At 71.0% G+C, this 19,653-nt stretch carries 18 protein-coding genes and 1 pseudogene; 8 read left to right on the forward strand and 11 right to left on the reverse strand.

From position 1 onward, the window contains the following. The first annotated feature begins 90 nt into the window (after positions 1-90). A complete protein-coding gene (locus P3G67_RS30405; protein WP_276096397.1) occupies positions 91-1,017 on the forward strand; it encodes a cyclase family protein in 927 nt (308 codons plus the stop codon). A gap of 161 nt (positions 1,018-1,178) precedes the next feature. Here the strand turns inward: P3G67_RS30405 and P3G67_RS30410 are convergent. The 5 genes and pseudogenes from P3G67_RS30410 to P3G67_RS30430 all read right to left on the reverse strand — a co-directional run. Then, positions 1,179-1,589, reverse strand: a pseudogene (locus P3G67_RS30410) (ATP-binding protein); the annotation flags it as partial. Positions 1,590-2,076: 487 nt separating this feature from the next. Then, positions 2,077-2,997 (reverse strand): acyl-CoA dehydrogenase family protein, encoded by a 921-nt coding sequence (locus P3G67_RS30415; protein WP_276096365.1) that lies wholly within the window; start codon positions 2,995-2,997, stop codon positions 2,077-2,079. A gap of 4 nt (positions 2,998-3,001) precedes the next feature. Further along, positions 3,002-4,156 carry an acyl-CoA dehydrogenase family protein gene (locus tag P3G67_RS30420; RefSeq protein ID WP_276096366.1) on the reverse strand — a complete coding sequence of 385 codons (1,155 nt, stop codon included), beginning with the start codon at positions 4,154-4,156 and terminating at the stop codon, positions 3,002-3,004. Positions 4,157-4,159: 3 nt separating this feature from the next. Continuing rightward, positions 4,160-5,107, reverse strand: coding sequence for an SDR family oxidoreductase (locus P3G67_RS30425; RefSeq protein WP_276096367.1), 948 nt, complete (start codon positions 5,105-5,107; stop codon positions 4,160-4,162). After that, positions 5,097-6,287 carry an amidohydrolase family protein gene (locus tag P3G67_RS30430; protein WP_276096368.1) on the reverse strand — a complete coding sequence of 397 codons (1,191 nt, stop codon included), beginning with the start codon at positions 6,285-6,287 and terminating at the stop codon, positions 5,097-5,099. The genes P3G67_RS30425 and P3G67_RS30430 overlap by 11 nt, the downstream gene beginning before the upstream one ends. A 97-nt stretch (positions 6,288-6,384) precedes the next feature. Here P3G67_RS30430 and P3G67_RS30435 point away from each other — a divergent pair, with 97 nt between their 5' ends. Further along, complete coding sequence (locus P3G67_RS30435) at positions 6,385-7,911, forward strand: class I adenylate-forming enzyme family protein (protein WP_276096369.1); 1,527 nt, start codon at positions 6,385-6,387, stop codon at positions 7,909-7,911. Between the two features lie 145 nt (positions 7,912-8,056). Next, a complete protein-coding gene (locus P3G67_RS30440; protein WP_276096370.1) occupies positions 8,057-10,021 on the forward strand; it encodes a phosphocholine-specific phospholipase C in 1,965 nt (654 codons plus the stop codon). Positions 10,022-10,040: 19 nt separating this feature from the next. Here P3G67_RS30440 and P3G67_RS30445 read toward each other — a convergent pair whose 3' ends face one another. Continuing rightward, positions 10,041-10,550, reverse strand: coding sequence for an O-acetyl-ADP-ribose deacetylase (locus P3G67_RS30445; RefSeq protein WP_276096371.1), 510 nt, complete (start codon positions 10,548-10,550; stop codon positions 10,041-10,043). Positions 10,551-10,600: 50 nt separating this feature from the next. Here P3G67_RS30445 and P3G67_RS30450 point away from each other — a divergent pair, with 50 nt between their 5' ends. Further along, positions 10,601-11,068: a hypothetical protein gene (locus tag P3G67_RS30450; protein WP_276096372.1), complete on the forward strand. Its 468-nt coding sequence runs from the start codon at positions 10,601-10,603 to the stop codon at positions 11,066-11,068. 207 nt (positions 11,069-11,275) lie between these two features. Here the strand turns inward: P3G67_RS30450 and mca are convergent, their stop codons facing one another. Then, the gene (gene mca, locus P3G67_RS30455; protein ID WP_276096373.1) at positions 11,276-12,109 is read right to left on the reverse strand and encodes a mycothiol conjugate amidase Mca; all 834 of its coding nucleotides are present in this window, start codon (positions 12,107-12,109) and stop codon (positions 11,276-11,278) included. A gap of 53 nt (positions 12,110-12,162) precedes the next feature. Further along, the gene (locus tag P3G67_RS30460) at positions 12,163-13,554 is read right to left on the reverse strand and encodes an MDR family MFS transporter (protein WP_313881635.1); all 1,392 of its coding nucleotides are present in this window, start codon (positions 13,552-13,554) and stop codon (positions 12,163-12,165) included. Positions 13,555-13,644: 90 nt separating this feature from the next. Between P3G67_RS30460 and P3G67_RS30465 the strand changes: the two genes are divergently transcribed. After that, on the forward strand, positions 13,645-14,262 hold the full coding sequence (locus tag P3G67_RS30465) for a TetR/AcrR family transcriptional regulator (protein WP_276096374.1): 618 nt from the start codon (positions 13,645-13,647) through the stop codon (positions 14,260-14,262). Between the two features lie 12 nt (positions 14,263-14,274). On the opposite strand, the gene P3G67_RS30470 is transcribed toward P3G67_RS30465, so the two are convergent. Then, positions 14,275-14,649, reverse strand: a complete 375-nt coding sequence (locus tag P3G67_RS30470; protein WP_269855623.1) for an STAS domain-containing protein — start codon at positions 14,647-14,649, stop codon at positions 14,275-14,277. A 292-nt stretch (positions 14,650-14,941) separates the two neighbouring features. On the opposite strand from P3G67_RS30470, the gene P3G67_RS30475 reads away from it, so the two are divergent. Both P3G67_RS30475 and P3G67_RS30480 read left to right on the forward strand, forming a co-directional pair. Further along, positions 14,942-15,529 carry a sigma-70 family RNA polymerase sigma factor gene (locus tag P3G67_RS30475; RefSeq protein ID WP_269855622.1) on the forward strand — a complete coding sequence of 196 codons (588 nt, stop codon included), beginning with the start codon at positions 14,942-14,944 and terminating at the stop codon, positions 15,527-15,529. Then, positions 15,526-16,752 carry a maleylpyruvate isomerase family mycothiol-dependent enzyme gene (locus P3G67_RS30480; protein WP_449343264.1) on the forward strand — a complete coding sequence of 409 codons (1,227 nt, stop codon included), beginning with the start codon at positions 15,526-15,528 and terminating at the stop codon, positions 16,750-16,752. Before P3G67_RS30475 ends, P3G67_RS30480 begins: the two co-directional genes overlap by 4 nt. Positions 16,753-16,809: 57 nt before the next feature. Here P3G67_RS30480 and purU read toward each other — a convergent pair whose 3' ends face one another. Both purU and P3G67_RS30490 read right to left on the reverse strand, forming a co-directional pair. Next, positions 16,810-17,697, reverse strand: a complete 888-nt coding sequence (purU, locus tag P3G67_RS30485) for a formyltetrahydrofolate deformylase (protein WP_269855620.1) — start codon at positions 17,695-17,697, stop codon at positions 16,810-16,812. Positions 17,698-17,738: 41 nt separating this feature from the next. Beyond that, the gene (locus tag P3G67_RS30490) at positions 17,739-18,239 is read right to left on the reverse strand and encodes an SCO4402 family protein (RefSeq protein WP_443072535.1); all 501 of its coding nucleotides are present in this window, start codon (positions 18,237-18,239) and stop codon (positions 17,739-17,741) included. 154 nt (positions 18,240-18,393) lie between these two features. Between P3G67_RS30490 and P3G67_RS30495 the strand changes: the two genes are divergently transcribed. Further along, a complete protein-coding gene (locus tag P3G67_RS30495; RefSeq protein WP_276096376.1) occupies positions 18,394-19,644 on the forward strand; it encodes an ABC transporter substrate-binding protein in 1,251 nt (416 codons plus the stop codon). The last annotated feature ends 9 nt before the right edge of the window (positions 19,645-19,653 follow it).

A 19,653-nucleotide genomic window follows, 5' to 3' on the forward strand; every position in this document is an offset into this window, starting at 1 on the left:
CTGACGGTGCGTTAGATTCTAGGAACACCGGTGACCCATCGCGCAAGCCCCGCGTCCCCGGAAGCCCCGCAGCCCCCGCAGGAGGCCCGGATGCCGATGCCCGAGCAGTTTCATGACATCGCCAAACGCGTGAACAACTGGGGGCGTTGGGGCCCCGCCGACGAGATCGGCACGCTCAACCTGATCACCGACGAGGTGGTGCGCGAAGCGGTCCGCACCGTCCGAAGCGGCCGCCGCGTCCCGCTCGCACTGCCCCTGAGGCAGGACGGGGTGCAGACCGGCGCGATCCCGGGCCGGGTGAACCCACTGCACACGATGACCTCCGTCAACTGGCAGCTGTTCGGCCCAGACACGGTGGCCACCAGCGACGACGTGGTCACGATGGGACTGCAGGCGGCCACGCACTGGGACGGCTTCGGGCACGTCTCGCACTCCGGCCGCCTCTACAACGGCCGCCCCGCGAGCACCGTCACCGCGCACCAGGGCGCCGAGTTCGGCGGAACCGAGAAGATCACCAGCCTGGTCTCCCGCGGTGTCCTGCTGGACGTCGCCCGCGCACACGGCGTCGAACGGCTTGCCGAGGGCCATGCCGTGACGCCCGAAGACCTGGACACCGCCGAGGAACTGGCGGGTACGAGGGTCCACTGTGGCGACATCGTTGTCGTACGCACCGGGCAGATCCAGCGGTATCTGGGCGGCGACCGGCAGGGCTACGCGTACCCGTCGCCCGGGCTGTCGATCCGCACCCCCGAGTGGTTCCACGCCCGCGACGTGGCGGCGGTCGCCGATGACACGCTGACCTTCGAGGTCTTCCCGCCCGAGATCGACGGCCTGTGGCTGCCGGTGCACGCGCTCCATCTGGTGGAGATGGGCATGCCACAGGGGCAGAACTGGAATCTGGAGGAACTGTCCGCGGCCTGCGCCGAGGACGGCCGCTACGCGTTCCTGCTGAGCGCGACACCCGAGCCGTTCGTCGGCGGGGTGGGCAGCCCGGTCGCACCGGTGGCGATCAGGTAGCCCGTTCTGGCGGCGCCCGAGCGCCTGGGAGCGGTGGCCGACCCCGAGACGGTTCCCGCGGCGGCGCGGTCGTCGTCCCGGTATCCGATGGCGTCGCCGTAGGCCGCCATGGGCCGCTCGTCGCACAGGTACCGGGCGGAAGTGGCCGCGGGGGCCGTCTCGCCGCGGTCCACCTCGCACCAGATGTGCTTGCCGGCGCCCTCCCGCTCCCAGCCCCAGCGGTCGGCGAGGCCGTCCACCAGCTCCAGGCCGCGGCCGCCGGTCTCGTCACCCTGGGCGTGCCGTGGCGCCGGAGGCTTGGCGCTGGCGTCGGCGACCTCCACGCGCACCGTCCCGTTGGCGCCCGTGTCGCAGGCCTCGACCTCCGGGAAGAGCATCCGCAGCACGGCCGGACAGCCGGTGTGCACCACCGCGTTGGTGACCAGCTCGGAGATGAGCAGGAGCAGTGTCTCGGCCAGCGGCTCGTCCGCCCCTATGCCCGACCGCTGCAGCCGGGAGCGGGCCCATCTACGGGCCCGGCCCACCTCGGCCGGGTCAGGAAAGACCTCCAACTGCACCTGAAGCACCTGCACCGCTCACACCATCCGAACCGGCGGACACATCGCCTCGCGCCTCCGTACCGTCACCGACCGTGACGCCGACGAAGGACAGCATGATTGACGTACAGTCACCGCAACAAGCGCTTCGGTCATATTCCAACGGAACGCGGTACACATGCTGCATACTGCCCCGCGGCCGCGCTCGTTACGGGTAGTGGATGGGCGCGACACCGTGCGTGTCCAGCGCCGACGGGCGAGTTCTCCCCGTCCGCGAGCATCGTGGAGCACCGCGCCGGTTGCCGCTTGGACTCCGCCATGACGACCGTCGCGATTGTTGCGCCCCTGAACCACTCGCACCCGATGGAGGGTACCCGAGCGGGGCGCCGACTCCACGCCGTTACGAGTTACACCTCGGACACAACCCGATATCGACGCTCTGTGACTCCTTATTCCGGGCATATCGCACCATTCCGCAACCGTTGGCGACCAGCGGCAACGCCGTGTACCCGCCCGGTCATCATTACCAGATCCCGGGAGCGGAAAGGGAACGCGCCAGGGCGTCCTGGATCTCCCCCTCCCGAGCGAACCGGGTTGACAACAACCACGCGCGTTTCATGTGGAGATGCACATCGGCCTCCCAGGTGAAGCCCATCCCGCCGAAGATCTGAAGGCAGTCGCGGGAGTTGCGGACGGCGGCCTCGTCGGCGAGCAGCTTGGCGGCGGCGATCTCCACCGGATCACCGGTGACGGCCGCCGCGTAGACGGCGGTACGGGCCATCTCCACCCGCACCAGCATGTCCGCGCACAGGTGCTTGACCGCCTGGAAGGTGCCGATCGCCCGCCCGAACTGGCGCCGGACACCCGCGTACTCGACCGCCGACTCCAGCGTCCGCCCCGCGCTGCCGCACTGTTGGGCGGCGGTGAGCAGCACGGCCTCCTGGCGCAGCCGGGCGGCATCGGGCACCGCGCGCCCCTCGGCGGTCCGCGCCCTGACCCGGTTCAGCGGTGTCATCGGGTCCACCGACCGCAGCGCGACGGTGACCAGTTGGGCCGGGTCGAGAACGCGGGCGCCGCCCTCGTCGAGCCACAGCACCGCGTCCGCGTCCGCCTGGTGATCGACCAATGTGCCGTCGCACCCGGCGACCACCGTCTCGCCCTCGGCCGCTCCGTCCACCGCCCCCGCCGCCAGGTGCGTCGCCACCAGCGGCCCCGGCAGCAGCGCCCGCCCGGCCTCCTCGAAGACCAACGCGGCCTCGGCCAGGCCCATCCCGTCCAGCCGCAGGCCGAACACCCCGGCGGCGCCCAGTTCCCGCCACAGCCTCCGATCCACCGCGGCGTCCCCCAGACAGGCCCGCATCCGGGCCCGGTCGAACCGCCCGGACAGCAGGTCCCGTACTCCACGGCGCAAAGCGCGCTGCTCGCCGGTCAGTTGGAAGCGCACGACGTCACGGCCCCTTCGGCAGGCCGAGGATCCGCTCGGCGACGATGTTCTTCTGGATCTGCGAGGTGCCGGCGGCGATCGTGTACGACAGCGAGGACAAACGGTCGGCGGTCCACTCCTGTGCGGCGTCCAGGGCGTCCGCCCCCAGTACCGCCGCCGCCGTGTCGTACAGCTCCTGGCGCGCCTGGGAGTAGCGCAGCTTGAAGACCGAGCCCCCGGCGCCCGGTACGCCGGTACCGCCCCGCGCCGCGCTGACGTTCCACTGGATGAGCCGCCACAGCACCGAGAACTCGGCGGCCAGCCGTCCGATGCGCCGCCGCAGGGCCTGGTCGTCCCAGCTGCCGTTGCGCCGCGCCATGGCGGCGATCTCACGCAACGTCCTTTGGCAGGCGATGACTTCACCGGCGAACGCCGTGCCGCGTTCGAACGACAGCGTGACCATGGTGACGCGCCAGCCGTCGTTCTCCTCGCCCACCCGGTTCGCCACCGGCACCCGGACCTCGTCCAGGAACACCTCGGCGAACTCCCTCGATCCAGCGAGTGTGCGCAGCGGCCGCACCTTAATGCCGTCGGCGCTCATGGGCATCGCCAACCAGGTGATCCCCCGGTGCCTGGGTGCCCGGGGGTCGGTGCGCACCAACAGCTCGCACCAGTCGGCGACTTCTGCGTGCGAGGTCCAGATCTTGGATCCGGTCACCACGTACGTGTCACCGTCCAGGACCGCTCTGGTGCGCAGTGCGGCGAGGTCGGAGCCCGCCTCCGGTTCGCTGAAGCCCTGGCACCACACGTCGTCGCCGCGCAGGATCGGCGGCAGCCAGCGGCGGCGCTGCGCCGGGGTGCCCTCGGCGGCGATGGTCGGTCCGGCGTGCAGCAGTCCGACGAAGTGGGCGCCGACGTACGGCGCTCCGGCCCGCTCGGTCTCCTCCAGGAAGATCAGGTGCTGGGTGGGAGTGGCGCCGCGTCCGCCCGCGTCCTCGGGCCAGTGCAGTCCGGCGTAACCGGCGTCGTGGAGCATCCGCTGCCAGGTACTGTCGTACGCCCTGCGGCCCGGCCAGTCCTCCGGGCCGGGTTTGGGCGGGAGCGTCGGCAGAACGGCGGTGAGCCAGGCGCGCAGTCGTGCGCGGAAGGCCTCCTCCTCCTCGGTGTAGGTCAGGTCCATGCGTCACTGCCCGTAGACCGGCTCGGGCGGTGCCGCGTTGGCCAGCAACCGGCCGATGGCGGGGCCGAGTTCGGGCGGCGTCCAGCGGCGGCCCACGTCCACCGCCGGGCCGTGCCGCCAGCCGTCCGCGAGCGACACCCGGCCGCCCTCGACCTCGAAGACCCGCCCGGTCACCCCGGCGGACTCCGCGCTGCCCAGCCAGACCACCAGCGGTGAGACGTTGCCCGGGTGGTAGGTGTCGAACCCGTTCTCCGGACGGGCGACCAGCTCCGGCATCGCCTGCTCGGTCATCCGGGTCCGGGCCGCGGGGGCGATGGCGTTGACCGTCACCCCGTAGCGTCCGAGTTCGGCCGCCGCGACCACGGTGAGGGCGGCGATGCCCGCCTTGGCCGCCGCGTAGTTGCCCTGCCCGACGCTGCCCAGCAGTCCCGCGCCTGAGGTGGTGTTGATGACGCGGGCCGCCACCGGCCCGCCGGACTTGGCCTGTTGCCGCCAGTACGCGGCGGCGTGCCGCAGCGGCGCGAAGTGCCCCTTCAGGTGCACCCGCACCACGGTGTCCCACTCCGCCTCGTCCATGGACACCAGCATCCGGTCGCGCAGGACCCCGGCGTTGTTGACCAGTACGTCCAGGCCGCCGAAGGTGTCGAGCGCGGTGCGCACGAGGGAGGCGGCGCCCGGCCAGGTAGCGATGTCCCCGGTGTGGGCGACGGCCTCGCCACCCGCCTCCCGTATCCGCGCGACGACCTCCTGCGGCGTGCCGGGGGCATCGACCGCGGACGGCTCGTTGACCGTGGCCGATCCACCGAACCCGTCCGGATCGTCAACCGCGCCAAGGTCGTTCACCACCACCCGGGCCCCCGCCGCCGCGAAGGCGAGCGCGTGTTCGCGGCCTATGCCACGTCCCGCACCGGTGATCGCCACCACCCGGCCGGCGCACAGCTCAGCGGTCAAGGTCCAGCTCCAGCATCCGGATGGCGTTGCCGCGCATCAGCTTGTACACGGTCTCGTCGTCCAGCCCCTTGACGTGGTCCAGGGCCACCTCCCTGGTGTGCGGGAAGGTGGAGTCCACGTGCGGGTAGTCGGTCTCGAAGGTCGCGTTGTCGCGGCCGACGGTGTCGATCGACTCGACACCGTGTTTGTCGCGGAAGAAGCAGCAGAAGACCTGCCGGTAGTAGTACGTGGACGGCGGCTCCGGGATCAGGTCGCGCACGCCGCCCCACGCGCGGTGCTCCCGCCAGACGTCGTCGGCCCGCTCCAGGGCGTACGGCACCCAGCCCATCTGGCCCTCGCTGTAGGCGAGTTTGAGCCGGGGAAACCTCACCAGCACGCCACTGAACAGGAAGTCCATCATGGACGCCATCGCGTTGTTGAAGCTGAGGCTGGCCTGTACGGCGGGCGGCGCGTCCGGTGAGGCCGCGGGCATCTGCGAGGACGAACCTATGTGCATGTTGATGACGGTGCCGGTCTCCTCGCAGACGGCGAAGAAGGGGTCCCAGTAGCCGCAGTGGATGCTGGGCAGCCCCAGATGGGTCGGGATCTCGCTGAAGCAGACCGCCCTGACCCCGCGCGCGGCGTTGCGCCGGATCTCCGCGACCGCCAATCCCACGTCCCACAGCGGTATCAGGCACAGCGGTATCAGCCGCCCCGCGCTGTCCCCGCACCACTCCTCCACCATCCAGTCGTTGTAGGCGCGCACACAGGCCAGCGCGACCTCCTTGTCCCGCGCCTCGGCGAAGGTCTGGCCGCAGAAGCGCGGAAAGGTGGGGAAGCACAGTGAGGCCTCGACATGGTTGAGGTCCATGTCCTTCAACCGCTCGGCGGGGTCCCAGCAGCCGCGCCGCATCTGATCGCGGGTGATGCCCTCAAGGGTCATCTCGTCCCGGTCGAAGCCGACGGCCGCGATGTTGCGCTTGTACGGGAACTTCAGGTCCTCGTAGATCCACCAGTCGGTGGGCGGGCCGTCGGGGTCCATGGTGATCTGGTACTTCCCTCCGATGTAGGCGAGTTCGCCGATACCCGCGGTGAGCGGCTTGGGGCCGCGGTCGCGGTACCCGGCCGGGAGCCAGGTCTCGAAGAGGTGGGCGGGCTCGATGACGTGGTCGTCGACGCTGATGATCCTCGGTAGCTCCACGGCCGCCTCCCCTTCGCCAGAACCCTTTATCTGACGCTTCGTCAGATCTACCGTAGCCACGCCGCCCCCAACCGACAAGGCGTGACCGGAGGCCCGGATGAGCGAGACCACCCCGTACGACCTCGGCACGTCCGGCACCCTGTGGGAGCTGATCGCGCGGCGCGCCGCACTCAGCCCCGACGCGCCGGCGCTGCTTGACGAGACGGACCGCCGGATGACCTTCGGCGGGTTCGCCGAGCGCGCGGAACGTGCCGCGGCCGGTCTGTTCCGGCTCGGAGTGCGGCCCGGCACGCCGGTCTGCTGGCAGTTGCCCACCCGGATCGAGACGGTCGTGCTCTGCGCCGCGCTCGCCCGGCTGGGGGCCGTGCAGAGCCCCGTGATCCCGGTCTACCGGGACCGCGAGGTCCACCATGCCGTCCAGCGCACCGAAGCCCGGTTCCTGGTCACCCCCGGCACCTGGCGCGGCTTCGACCACGCCGCCATGGCCGACCGCGTCGCCCGCAGGCTCCCGCGCCCGCCAAGGCGGCTCACCGTGTACGACCGGCTGCCCGACGCGGATCCCGGCGTCCTGCCGCCCCCGCCCACGGACGGCCGTCAGGTGCGCTGGATCTACTGGACTTCCGGCACCACCTCCGCGCCCAAGGGCGTGCTGCACACCGACCGCAGCCTGATCGCGGGCGGCGCCTGCCTGGCCCACGCGCTGCGGATGCGGCCGGACGACGTCGGCTCGATCGCCTTCCCGTACGCGCACATCGGGGGTCCGGACTACCTGGTCATGATGCTGCTCTACGGGTTCCCCGCGCTGCTTGTGGAGCGGTTCGCACTTCCGGAGGTACTGGACGCCTACCGCGGGCACGGCGTGACGCTGGCGGGCGGCAGCACGGCGTTCTACGCCCTGTTCCTCGCCGCTCAGCGCCAACTGCCCGCCGGCGAACGGCTGCTGCCCACCCTGCGGCTGCTGGCGGGCGGCGGGGCGCCCAAGCCGCCCGAGCTGTACCACGAGGTGGTACGGGAACTCGGCTGCCAGCTCACCCACGGCTACGGCATGACCGAGGCCCCGATGATCACCATGGGCTCCCCGCTCGACACCCCCGAGAACCTGGCGACCACCGAGGGCCGCCCACCGGCCGAGATGGAGATACGCATCGTGGACGGCGAGGTCAGGCTGCGCGGGGAGGCGGTCTGCCAGGGCTACACGGACCCCGAGCAGACCGCCGCCGCGTTCGACGAGAACGGCTTCTTCCGCACCGGCGACCTGGGCCGGCTGACCGCGGACGGACACCTCGTGCTCGCCGGGCGGCTCAAGGACGTCATCATCCGCAAGGGAGAGAACATCTCAGCCAAGGAGATCGAGGAACTGCTCTACGAGCACCCCGCCGTACGCGACGCCGCCGTGATCGGCCTGCCGGACCCCGAGCGCGGCGAACGCGTCTGCGCGGTGGTGGAACAGCCCGCGGGCGGCGCTCCGCTCACGCTGGCCGAGGTCACCTCGTTCCTGCGGTCAGCGGGGCTGGCGGTGCACAAGCTCCCGGAGCAGTTGGAGGTCGTGACGGCGCTGCCGCGCAACGAGGCGCTGCGCAAGGTGCTCAAGTACAAGCTCCGTGAACGGTTCTCGGGGGCGTGACGGTCGCCGGCGGGGCCGAATGGGCACTGCCCCCAACTGGTCGCATTCCAGCGGCACATGAGCCTTCCAAAGTTCACCGGTGGCTGGAATCATCGCGCCGCACCGGCCTGTACCCGCCGGTAACCAGAGCCGACCAGGAGGCGCCGTGTCCCCCATCTCCCGCCGCACGCTACTGGGTTCGGCTGTCGCCGGTGGCGCCGCGCTCGGCTCCGGAGCGCTGCCCGGGGCGGTACGGCAGGCCATGGCCGCCACCGCGCGGCGCGGGCCGCACGGGACGCTGGACGATGTCGAACACGTGGTGATCCTGATGCAGGAGAACCGTTCCTTCGATCACTACTACGGGACGTTGAACGGGGTGCGCGGCTACGAGGACACCTCGCTGGTGCGGCTGCCGAACGGGTCCGACGTGCTGCACCAGAAGCTGCTGGGCAAGCTCGGCGGAACCACGCTGCTGCCCTGGCACCTGGACACCTCGACCTCCGACGCCCAGCGGATCTTCGACCTCGACCACTCCTGGGACGGCACTCACAGCGCCTGGGCGAACGGCCAGTACACCAACTGGATACCGGCCAAGTCCTGGTACACGATGGGGTACTACCGCCGCCAGGACATCCCCTTCCAGTACGCGCTCGCGGACCAGTTCACACTGTGCGACCAGTACTTCTGCTCCACCATGGCGTCCACCAACCCCAACCGGCTCTACCTGTGGACGGGAATGATCGACCCGCGCGGCACGGGCGGCGGGCCGGTCACCGACAACAGCGAGAAGGGGTACACCTGGACCACCTATCCCGAGCGGCTGCAGTCCGCCGGGATCTCCTGGAAGATCTACCAGCAGGACGACAACTTCGACGACAACCCCCTGGCGTGGTTCAAGCAGTTCCAGAGCGCACCCAAGGACTCCCCGCTCTACACCCGGGGCATGGCCAAACGCGGCCCCGACGACTTCGCGCAGGACGTCGCCAACGGGTCGCTTCCGGCGGTGAGCTGGGTGGTGGCGCCGACCGACCAGTCCGAGCACCCCAACCATCCCCCGGCGCAGGGCGCCGACTTCACCGCGTCCTATGTGCTCGACGCGCTGGCCGGACACCCGGAGGTCTGGGAGAAGACCGTAGTCCTCCTCAACTACGACGAGAACGACGGCTTCTTCGACCATGTGGTGCCGCCGGTGGCTCCTGACGGCACGCCCGACGAGTTCGTGGGTGGCGCGCCCATCGGTCTCGGACCGCGCGTGCCGATGATCGTCATATCGCCGTGGAGCCGTGGCGGACGCGTCAACTCCGAGGTTTTCGACCACACCTCCGTGCTCCGCTTCCTGGAGAACTGGACCGGGGTCAAGGAGCCCAACATCTCCGCCTGGCGCCGTACGGTGTGCGGCGACCTGATGTCGGCGTTCGACTTCCGGCACAAGAACACCACCGCGTTTCCCACGCTGCCGGACACCAAGAAGCTGCTCGCGGACCTCGCCGAGCAGGACAAGAAGGTGCTGCCGCCGATCTTCCCGCCGATCGTGCAGAGCTTCCCCGAGGTGGAGCCCGGGGACCGGCCGGCGCTTCCGGTCGGCTACCGGTTCGGTTCGTCGTCGCGTACGGACACGGCGAAGGGCCTGCTGTGGATCACGGTGGACAATCTCGGCCACCTTGGTGCCGGCCTGTCGATGTACACCGTCAACCACCGCCAGTTCGGCGCCTGGCGCTACACCCTGCCCGTCGGGGGAACGGTCACCGACTTCTTCAGCGCGCAGGCGGTCAGCGGCGGCCCGTACGACATCGACGCGCACGGGCCCGACGGGTTCCTGCGCGGCTTCAAGGGCGACGTCCGCACCTGGAGCGACCCGGCCAAGGGGCACCCCGAGATCGCCGCCGTGGAGCACCCGGACGGTGTCCGGCTGGTCCTGAGCAACGAGGGCGGCAAGCCGGTCGTCTTCACGATCGGGGCCAACGCGGCCCAGTTCGCGCCGAGTTCGGCGCCGCGCACGGTCACCGTCGCGCCGGGCGCAACCGCGCGGGAGGTGCTCGCGCCGACCTCCGCCGGGCGCTACGACTACGCGGTGACGGCGGACACCGGCGACGGATTCGAGCGCCGCTTCGCGGGGCGGCTGCACCCGTAGCGGCCCCCTGGGGGCGCGTTCAGGAGATCGCCTCGGTGAACGCCCGGTACGCCGTGTCGTCGAAGAGGACGAAGCGCACCTCGTCCACCGAGGTTTCCGTCTCGCGCACCGTACGGACGGCGATCCGGGCGCCGTCGTCCATCGGCCAGCCGTAGATGCCGGTGGAGATCGCCGGGAAGGCCACCGTCCGCGCCCCCAACTCGTCGGCCGCGCGCAGCGATTCGCGGTAGCAGGAGGCCAGCGCGGCGGAGCGGTCCTCGCTCGCCGACCAGACCGGCCCCACCGTGTGGATCACCCAGCGCGCGGGCAGCCGGCCGGCGGTGGTCGCCACCGCCCGGCCGGTGGGCAGCCCCTTGCCGTACCTCGAAGCCCGCAGCGCACGGCACTCCGCGAGGATCTGCGGGCCGCCCCCGCGGTGGATCGCCCCGTCCACACCGCCTCCGCCCAGCAGCGAGGAGTTGGCGGCGTTCACGATGGCGTCGACATGTTGGGTGGTGATGTCGCCCTTTGCGAGCGTGATGTGCGTCATGCCGCGATCGTGCCATCGCGCAGGGCGCGAGCGTGTGGTCGACTGCGGTCATGAGTGCGGTTCTGCCGAGCGTCATCGCCGTGTTGGGCACGCTGCTGGGATCCACCGTCACGCACGCCTTCCAGCGCCGTACGGCGGAGCGCACCGCGCGGCTCACCCGGGACGAGAAGCTGCGCCAGGAGCGGATCGACGCCTACTGCGGCTACGCCGGGGCGCTCCTTGAGTACCGTCGGGTGCTGGTGCAGCGCTGGTTCGTACAGCACGAGAACCGGGTCGAGGAGGACACTCCCGAACTCCAGGAACAGGTCTACAAGCTGCGCTACGCGGCCCATGAGGCGATGTTCCGCGCGCAGATGCTCACCGGGAGCGCGGAGCTGTCCGGGCTCGCCGAGCGGACGCTGGAGGAGGTGACCGCGCTCCACAGGGCCGAGGGGCGGGCCGAGCTGGACGAGGTGCGCGACGCGTCACGGCTGGCCATACGGAACTTCGTGGCCGCGACCACCCCGTACATCGGTTGACCGCCGCACTCGACGCGCCCGGCCGGTGGTGGTCGAGCAAGGTGACCGAACTGGAGCGGCGGGTCCGCGCCAGTGCCATCGGCCCCGAGCCGTTGCGCCTGGTCCCGATGGCGCTGCTGATGGACCGGCCGCGCACCGATCTGCTCGCCCATACGGCCGGGACACTGGACGACGGCATGGCCGCCCTGGTGGTGCACCGCACGGCCGTCACCGGAGAACGACACCCGCGAACAGGTCGTCCTCCGGGGCCGATGCCGCCACCCGGGAGCGGGCGAGGACGTAGTTCTCCGTCGGCCACACCTCGCGTTCCAGGTCGCGGGGGTGGGCGAAGAACGGGTTCGCCGGGTCAGCCTGGGTGGCATGCGCGCGGAACGCGCGATCGCGTACCTCGAAGTACTCGGCGCACCTGATCCGCGTCGTGACGTCCAACCTCGGTGCCCAGTCAGGCCAGTTGGCCAGTACCTCGCCCATCTGCGAGGCGATACCGCGCCGCAGCATCGCCTCGTGCAGGGTGGCGAACCACTGCTTCTCGAAGGCGGCCTGGTAGTAGAGCTTGAGCGGCTGCGCCGGATCGCCTTCCAGAGCCTCGTAGGCGGCCAGGGCGACGCGATGGGTCTGGATGTGGTCCGGGTGCGGGTAGCCGCCCGTGGGGTCGTAGGTGACGACGACGTGCGGTCGGAACTCCCGTATCACCTCCACCAGTTCGGCCACCGCCTCGGCCACCGGGACGGCCGCGAAGCAGCCTTCCGGCAGCGGTTCGCCGTCCGCCGGGAGACCGGAGTCCACGAAGCCGAGGAACCGCTGCCGTACGCCGAGGACCTCGGCGGCCGCGGCCATCTCACGGCGGCGGACCGCCGGGAGTTCGGCGCGGATCTCGGGGCGGTCCAGGGACGGGTTGAGCACGTCTCCGCGTTCCCCACCTGTACAGGTGACGACCAGCACCTCGGCGCCCTGCGCCGCGTAGCGGGCGAGGGTCGCGGCACCCTTGCTGGACTCGTCGTCGGGATGGGCGTGTACGGCCATCAGTCGGGGCGTTGCCATTGACCTCTTCCTCACGATCGGTCGAACGAACATCTTCCACTCACGCCGCGGCACTACCGGTTCCTGCGGGCCGGGTAGTACAGCGCGGGCACGAACGCCACCGCGGACAGGGCCAACGCCCAGGCGAACGCGTGGCCGTAGGCGGCGGCCGGGCTGGGCGCACGGGTGAGTTGGTGTTGCAGCAGCACGGTCAGCGCCGCCGTACCGAGTGAACCGCCAAGCCGGTTGACGACGTTGACGGTTCCCGCCGCCCGAGGTGCCTCCTCGGCGGAGACCGAGGCGTACACGGCGGACATGCCGGGCACCATGGCCAGGCCCAGGCCGGCGCCACGCACCAGCAGGGCGGCGGCCAGCAGCCAGTCGGCCGGGGCGTGGCCGAGGAACGCGAACGGCAGCGTGCCCAGCAGCGCGAGGACCAGCCCCGCGAGCATCAGGGGGCGCGGCCCGTACCGGTCGCCGAGGTATCCGGCGAGCAGGGAGACGGCCGCCGTACCGACGGCCTGCGGGGCCAGCTGGAGGCCCGCCCTCATCGCGTCGGCGCCGCGCACCTGCTGGAAGTAGAGCGGGAGCAGCAGCATCGCGCTGTAGAGCGAGCCGCCGAGGACGAACGAGGACGCGGTGGCGGCCGCGAAGCCGCGGCGGGCGAACATCCGCAGGTCGATCAGGGGTGCGCGATCACGTTTGCGCAGCGCGTAGCCGACGTACGCGGCGGTCAGCCCGGCACCCGCCAGCAGGACGCCCCAACCGCGTTGTGCGCAGCCGTACATGAGCGCGGCGAGGCCGGGTGCGAGCAGCGCGAGTCCGGTCACGTCGAGCGGGCCGCGGCCGCCCGCCCGCGGGGTGGCCGGCAGTACGCGGGCGGCGAGCAGGAAGGTGGCGATGCCGATGGGCACGTTGACGTAGAACATCCAGCGCCAGTCGAGGTCGCGCACGATCAGGCCGCCGAGCACCGGGCCCGCCACGGGGGCCAGGGTGATGGGCAGCACGCTGACGCCGATGACCCGGCCGAGCCGCCGTGGGCCCGCCGCCTGGGCCAGCATCGACTGGCCGACCGGCTGGATCATGCCGCCGCCGATGCCCTGGAGCACCCGGAAGGCGATCAGCGCGGGGGCCGACCAGGCCGCGCCGCACAGCGCGGAGCCCGCGGTGAACAGCGCGACGGAGGCCATCCACACCGCCTTGCCGCCGAACCGTTCGGTCGCCCAGCCGGTGAGCGGCATGACGAGGGCGACGGCCAGCAGATAGCCGGTGGAGACCCACTGGACGGTGGTGAGCGGGCCGCCGAGTTCGCGGGCGACGGAGCCGAGGCCGACGCCGACGAATCGTGGTGTCCAGCAGGGCGAGCACCGGGCCGAGCAGGAGTACGGCGGCGAGCCGCCAGACAGCGGCGTCCACGACGTCGGGGTCCGCCGGGAACGCGGTGCGGGCGGTTGCCGCGGGTAGATTTTTTAGCACGGACCTAAAATTAGGTCCGTGCAATCAATCACGTCAAGCAGATTTTTAGGTCGGACCTAGAAATTGGCTAGGATGCGCTCATGGCCCAGCTCCGCGAACTCAAGAAGCAGCAGACCCGGCAGCGGATCTCACACGTCGCCACGCTGATGTTCATCGAGCGCGGCTTCGAGCAGACCACCATCGCGGACATCGCCGAGGCCGCAGGGGTCTCCAAGATGACCGTCACCAACTACTTCCCGCGCAAGGAGGACCTGTTCTTCGACGCGCACGAGGAGGTGGTCAACAGGCCGTCGCGCACCGTCGCGGAACGTGCCCCCGGGGAGTCGGCGCTCGCCGCACTTCGCCGCAGGTACCTGGCCGACTGCGAGGCGCACGCCGCGCTGCTCGGCCGCGTCGGGCCCGGCTTCGCGCGGTTGGCCGTGGAGAGCCCGGCGCTACGGGCACGGCTGCGGGAGATCTACGACCAGCAGGAGCAGGCGCTGGCGCGGACGCTGGTCGAGGAGGTCGGCGCCGACGGCATCGCGCCCCAGGTGGCGGCGGCCCAACTGTCCGGGGTGCAAAGGGTGTTGTTCCACGAGGCGCGACGGCGCTCCGAGGCCGGGCAGGACGAGGAGGAGTTCTTCGCCGGGCTCGCCGACGCGGCCCGGGAGGCGTTCGGGTTGCTGGAGCCCGCGTTGCGCGACTACGCCGTCAGGTGAGCCCTCGGCGGCTCAGGCGGACAGCGGGCGGGCCGTCTCGTCCACGGCGGCGTCCAGGTCCTGGAAGACCTCGAACAGGCGCCGTACACCCAGCGCGGCCAGCACCCGGTTGACGTGGGAGCCGTCCACCGCGCCCTTGGCGGGCAGTATCAGCCGCAGACGGCCGGTGCACGAGCGCATCAGGCGGCGCGCCGCGATCAGCACGCCCACCCCGCTGGAGTCGCAGAAGCGCACGTCGGACAGGTCGAGCACCACCCTGCGCCGCCCGTCGGCGACCGCGTCGTGGACGTGCTGCCGCACCGCGGGCGAGGTCACCAGGTCCATCTCGCCCGACACTCGCAGCACGGTCCAGCCGTCCCGCTGCTCCGCCTTGACTCTCAACGCCACCGCTCGCTGCCCCTTCGTCGGCAGGTCGTTCCGTTCCGGTCACCCCGACCCTATGCCCAGCGGCGATGCCTTCCCCCTTCAGCCGTGGTCACACCCCCATAACAGCTCGTCTTCACCAGGCCTCTACTTGTGGCGGGTTGGGTACCCGTTCCGTACTCACCGGCTACCCATCGGGTGTTCGTTGTGGCAAAGCGGGGCGCGTTGTCAGACCCTGCGGATACATTCGTTGGTGACGGATGTGTGATGAGCGATGGACGTTGAGCGATGGGGTGAGCCGAGAGGGGGCGACCGGATGGCGACACCCGCACCACCGCGCTGGGACCGCAAGATGCAGCAGCGGCTGGCCCGAGGGGAGGAGGCGGCACTGTGCGAGCTGTACGACCGCTTCGCCTCGCTGGTGCACGGTCTCGCGTACCGGGTGATGGGCGAGGAGGACGCCGCCGACCAGATCACCCGCGAGGTCTTCGGGTACATCTGGGAGAACCCGGACGCGTACGACCCCAAGGAAGGCAACTTGCGCTCCTGGATAGCCACGCTCACCCAGCGGCAGGCGGTGCACCGGCTGCGGCGGTGTGAGGCGGAGCGGATCAGGGAGGGCGGTGAGCGCACCGCCGAGCAGTTCGAGCGGAAGGTCTGCGAGGCGAACACCGCCGCCCGCGCCGACTTCATCAAAAGCTCGATGCCCGCCTCGATACGCGCCACCTTGGACCTGGCGTATCTGCACCGCCGCGACTACCGGCAGACGGCCGCCGAGCTGGGCCTCACCGAGGACGAGGCACGGCGGCGGCTCCGGCTCGGTCTGCAGATGCTCTCCACCGCCATGCAGGCCGGTCCACCGGCGGACTCCGCCTCCCCGTCGGGACGGGGCAGTTCGCGATGACCGGGCCCATGGGAGACGGTCCGCGGGGCAGCGGCCCCGAGCAGAACGGCGGCCCGCCACTGCCGCGGGTGCCGCTGCCCCGGGGCGCGGCGGAGGACGGGCCACCGCTTCCGTCGCCGCTCCCCGCGACGGCACCAACGCTGGACCATCTGACGCTGAAGTCGCTGCTCGGCGCGTGGGCGTTGTCCGCCTGTTCCGCCGAGGAGACGGCGGCGGTGGAGACGCACCTGACCGACTGCGCCACCTGCGCGGAGGAGGCCGTACGGCTGCGGGACGCGGTCGGGCTGCTGCGGTCGGAGGACTCGCTCGACCTCGATCCGCTGCTGCGCGCCCGGGTGCTGGAGAACTGCCTGGGCCGCCGACCGGCCCGGATACCCGTGCCCGAGTGGGCGGGACCGTACGACGCGGAGACCGCGCGGCTCGACGCGCTGCTGCGGGACCTCGGGCCTGGCGACTGGGCCGCACCGGTCGTCCTGGAGTGGCACTCCGGTGCGCGGCGTGCCTCCGTCGCCGACGTCATCGGTCATCTGACCGCGGTCGACGGGCTGATAGGGGCCGCGCTCGGGGAGAACGCGGCACTGGGCGCGGACGCGCCGCGGGATCCGACCGAGCGGACGATCGAGTACTGGCGACGGACCGGCAGCCGAAGCGGCGGCGAGGTGCGTGAGGAGTGGCGGGAGCAGGGCCACACCCTGCTGCGCACGGTGTCCTTCGCCGGGCGGAGCGCGGGTGGACTCGACGTCAGCTACGGGGACTTCGAGCTGCCGTTGCGGGACGCGTTCGTGGACCGGGCGTTCGAGTGCTGGATCCATGCCGGAGACATCGCGGAGGCGGTCGACTACCCGTACGAGCCGCCCGCGCCGCGGCACTTGAACGCGATGCTCGACCTGACGGCACGGCTGTTGCCGATCGCCCTGGCCGGGCGGCGCAGGGCCGGGCTCGCCACCTCGCCGGCACGGTGGGTGGAGGCGGGCACGCCGGGACGTTCCGTCCATCTGGAGTTGGAGGGCGACGGCGGCGGCAACTGGTTCATCCCGTTGGACTCACCGGCGGCGGTGGGCTCGAAGGCGGGGAGCGTCGCGCAGGTCGCCCTGGAGGCGACGGAGTTCTGCCAGTTGGCGGCCGGGCACCGGGAGCCGGAGGAACTGGCGGTCGGGCAGGCGGGGGATCGCCAGGCGATCCGGGATGTCCTCGCGGCGACGGCCAGCCTGTCCCGAATGTAGCCCCACCCGCCCTTCCGGGGGCCGGAGCCCCTTGGGGTGGGCGGGTGGGGAAGAGGCCTACGCGAAGACGACCGTGCGGTGGCCGTTGAGCAGGACGCGGTGTTCGCTGTGCCACTTGACCGCTCGGGCCAGGGCCTGGCACTCGACGTCACGGCCCACGGCGACCAGCTGATCGGGGTTGGCCTCGTGGCTGACGCGCTCGACCTCCTGCTCGATGATCGGGCCCTCGTCGAGGTCCGCGGTGACGTAGTGCGCCGTCGCGCCGATCAGCTTCACACCGCGTGCGTGCGCCTGGTGGTACGGCTTGGCGCCCTTGAAGCTGGGGAGGAAGGAATGGTGGATGTTGATGATCCGCCCGGACAGCCGCTTGCACAGGTCGTCGGAGAGCACCTGCATGTAGCGCGCGAGCACCACAAGCTCGATGTCCTCGTCCTCGACCAGCTTCAGCAGCTCGGCCTCGGCCCGCTCCTTGGTCTCCTTGGTCACCGGGACGTGGTGGAAGGGGATCCCGTACGAGCCGACCAGTTCCTCGAAGTCCCGGTGGTTGGAGACCACCGCCGCGATCTCCACCGGCAGCGCGCCGATACGCGAGCGGAACAGCAGGTCGTTCAGGCAGTGCCCGAACTTGCTGACCATGATCACGATCCGCATCTTCTCCTCGGCGGGGTAGATCCGCCAGTCCATGCGGAAGGAGTCGGCGACGGCCGCGAAGCTGGCCCGCAGCTTGTCTGCGGTGACCGAGGGCTCGGCCGAGAAGTGCACCCGCATGAAGAACAGACCGGTGTCCTGATCACCGAACTGCTGGCTGTCCACGATGTTGCAACCAGTCATGAACAGGTAACTGGAGACGGCGTGCACGATGCCCTGCTTGTCGGGGCAGGACAGCGTCAGGACGTACTGCGGGGCGGTGCGCTGTGCTTCGGTCACCGCAATAGCCTCGCACATCCCGGCGGACCGCAGGTCAGCGGTCCGGTTGGCGAGACCGGTCAGCGGGACCGGGTGTAGATCGCCAGCACGTCCAGCGACCGCGGCGGCGCGTCCACGTCGTCACCGTCGTTGGTCGCCAGCCGTACGTGCGCCTCCCGGGCCGCCCGTACCGCCTCCGGCCAGCCGGGGTGGCCCAGGTAGACGGCGGCCGGGGCGTCCGCGCCGACCTCGTGCAGGATCCGCAGCACCCGCAGCACGGCGGCGTCCACCAGCGCCGCCTCGTGCGCGTCGCGGAAGATCGTCCCGACGTACTTCTCGGCGGACCAGTTGTCCAACCAGGTGTCCTCGACCAGGCGGTAGACGGCGTCCGTCACATCCCCGTAGCCGGGACGGCCGGCGACCCAGCACTCCTGCTGGAAGACCGGATCGCTGAGCATGTGCAGCGCGGAACGCACATTGCTGCGCCAGCGCCACCAGGGCATGTCGTTGAGCGGCATACGCCCCATCGTGGAGGAGCGGGCGCCCCGCCGGGAAGACTTCTCCGAACCTTGCACGGTTATCGATCGTACGTTCAGCGAATGGCACGGATATCACCAGGTACGGTCCGAAGCGAACACCGCGCACACCGCGCGTACGGGCAATTCACTTATCCGCCACCCCCGGTTGCGGTGCGGTCACTCCGTCGTTGACGGCGGCCGGGGAACGTACGGAGCCATGACCGCTATACGACGGTTCGGTGCTCTGGCAGCGACGGTGGCGACCCTGGTCGGCGGCGGCGTCAGCGGTTGCGGTGTGGTGCCGGGAACCGGGGCGGCGGCGGGCTCCAAAGCGCCGATCGTGGTCATGACCTGGGCGCCGCAGGGCACGAACTCCACCAACATGCCCGGTATGCCGGCGATGGCGCAGGCCTACGCCCGGATGGTCAACGCCGAAGGCGGCATCAACGGCCACCCGTTGAAGGTCCTCACGTGTGACGAGCACAACGACACGGTCCGCGCGGAACGCTGCGCACAGCAGGCCGTGGACGCCAACGCGGTCGCCGTCGTCGGCTCGTACAGCCAGTACGGCCAGAGCTTCATGGCCTCGCTGGAGAACGCGGGCATTCCGTACCTCGGCGGGTACGGGGTGGCGCCAGAGGAGTTCACCAGCCCGCTGTCGTATCCGGTCAACGGCGGCGCGCCCGCGCTGCTGGCCGGCAACGGCCGCCAGCTGTCCAGCATCTGCGACCACACCGCGCTGGTCCGCCCGGACACCGCCGCGGGCGACCAGTACCCCGAGTTCCTCGACGCGGGACTGGCGTTCCGGCACCGCGCCCCCGCCGACGACATCCGCGCGCCCGACGACGCCACCGACTACACCGGTGCCGCCCAGCGGGCGATCGGCTCGGGCGAACCGGGACGTTGTGTGACGGCGGTGCTCGGCGACCGTACCGCCACGTTCTTCGACTCCTTCCGGCGGCTCGGCCCCGGGCAGCAGGTGCGCACCGCCTCCGTGCTCGGCAGCGTCAAGCAGTCGCTGCTGGACAGCACCGGGGGCGCCGACAGCCCGTTGGAGGGCGCGTCCGCGACGAGCTGGTACCCGTCCGCCAGCGACCCCGCCTGGAACCCGATGCGCAACGCGGTCTCCACTTATGCCTTCGGCGACAACCGGATCGACGTCGCCGACCCGGGCGCGGAGACGACCTGGATCGCGTACACGGTCTTCACCAAGATCGTCAGCTCGCTCGGCCAGGGCCCGGTCACCGCGCAGAGCGTCCGTGACGCGCTCGACCACGCCCATGACGTCTCCACCGGCGGCCTCACCCCGCCGCTGGGCTGGCGGTACGCGGACACGCTGGCGGTGCGCGGCTATCCGCGCATGGTCAACGCGACGGTCACCTACCAGGTCGTCAAGGACGGCCGGTTGACCGCGGTCGGCAAGGGCGGCTTCGTGGACCTACGCGACACACTGGAGAGCACCGGCTGACCGGAGCCG

This window comes from Streptomyces silvisoli (assembly GCF_029269905.1).
In the GTDB taxonomy this organism is placed as follows: domain Bacteria; phylum Actinomycetota; class Actinomycetes; order Streptomycetales; family Streptomycetaceae; genus Streptantibioticus_A; species Streptantibioticus_A silvisoli_A.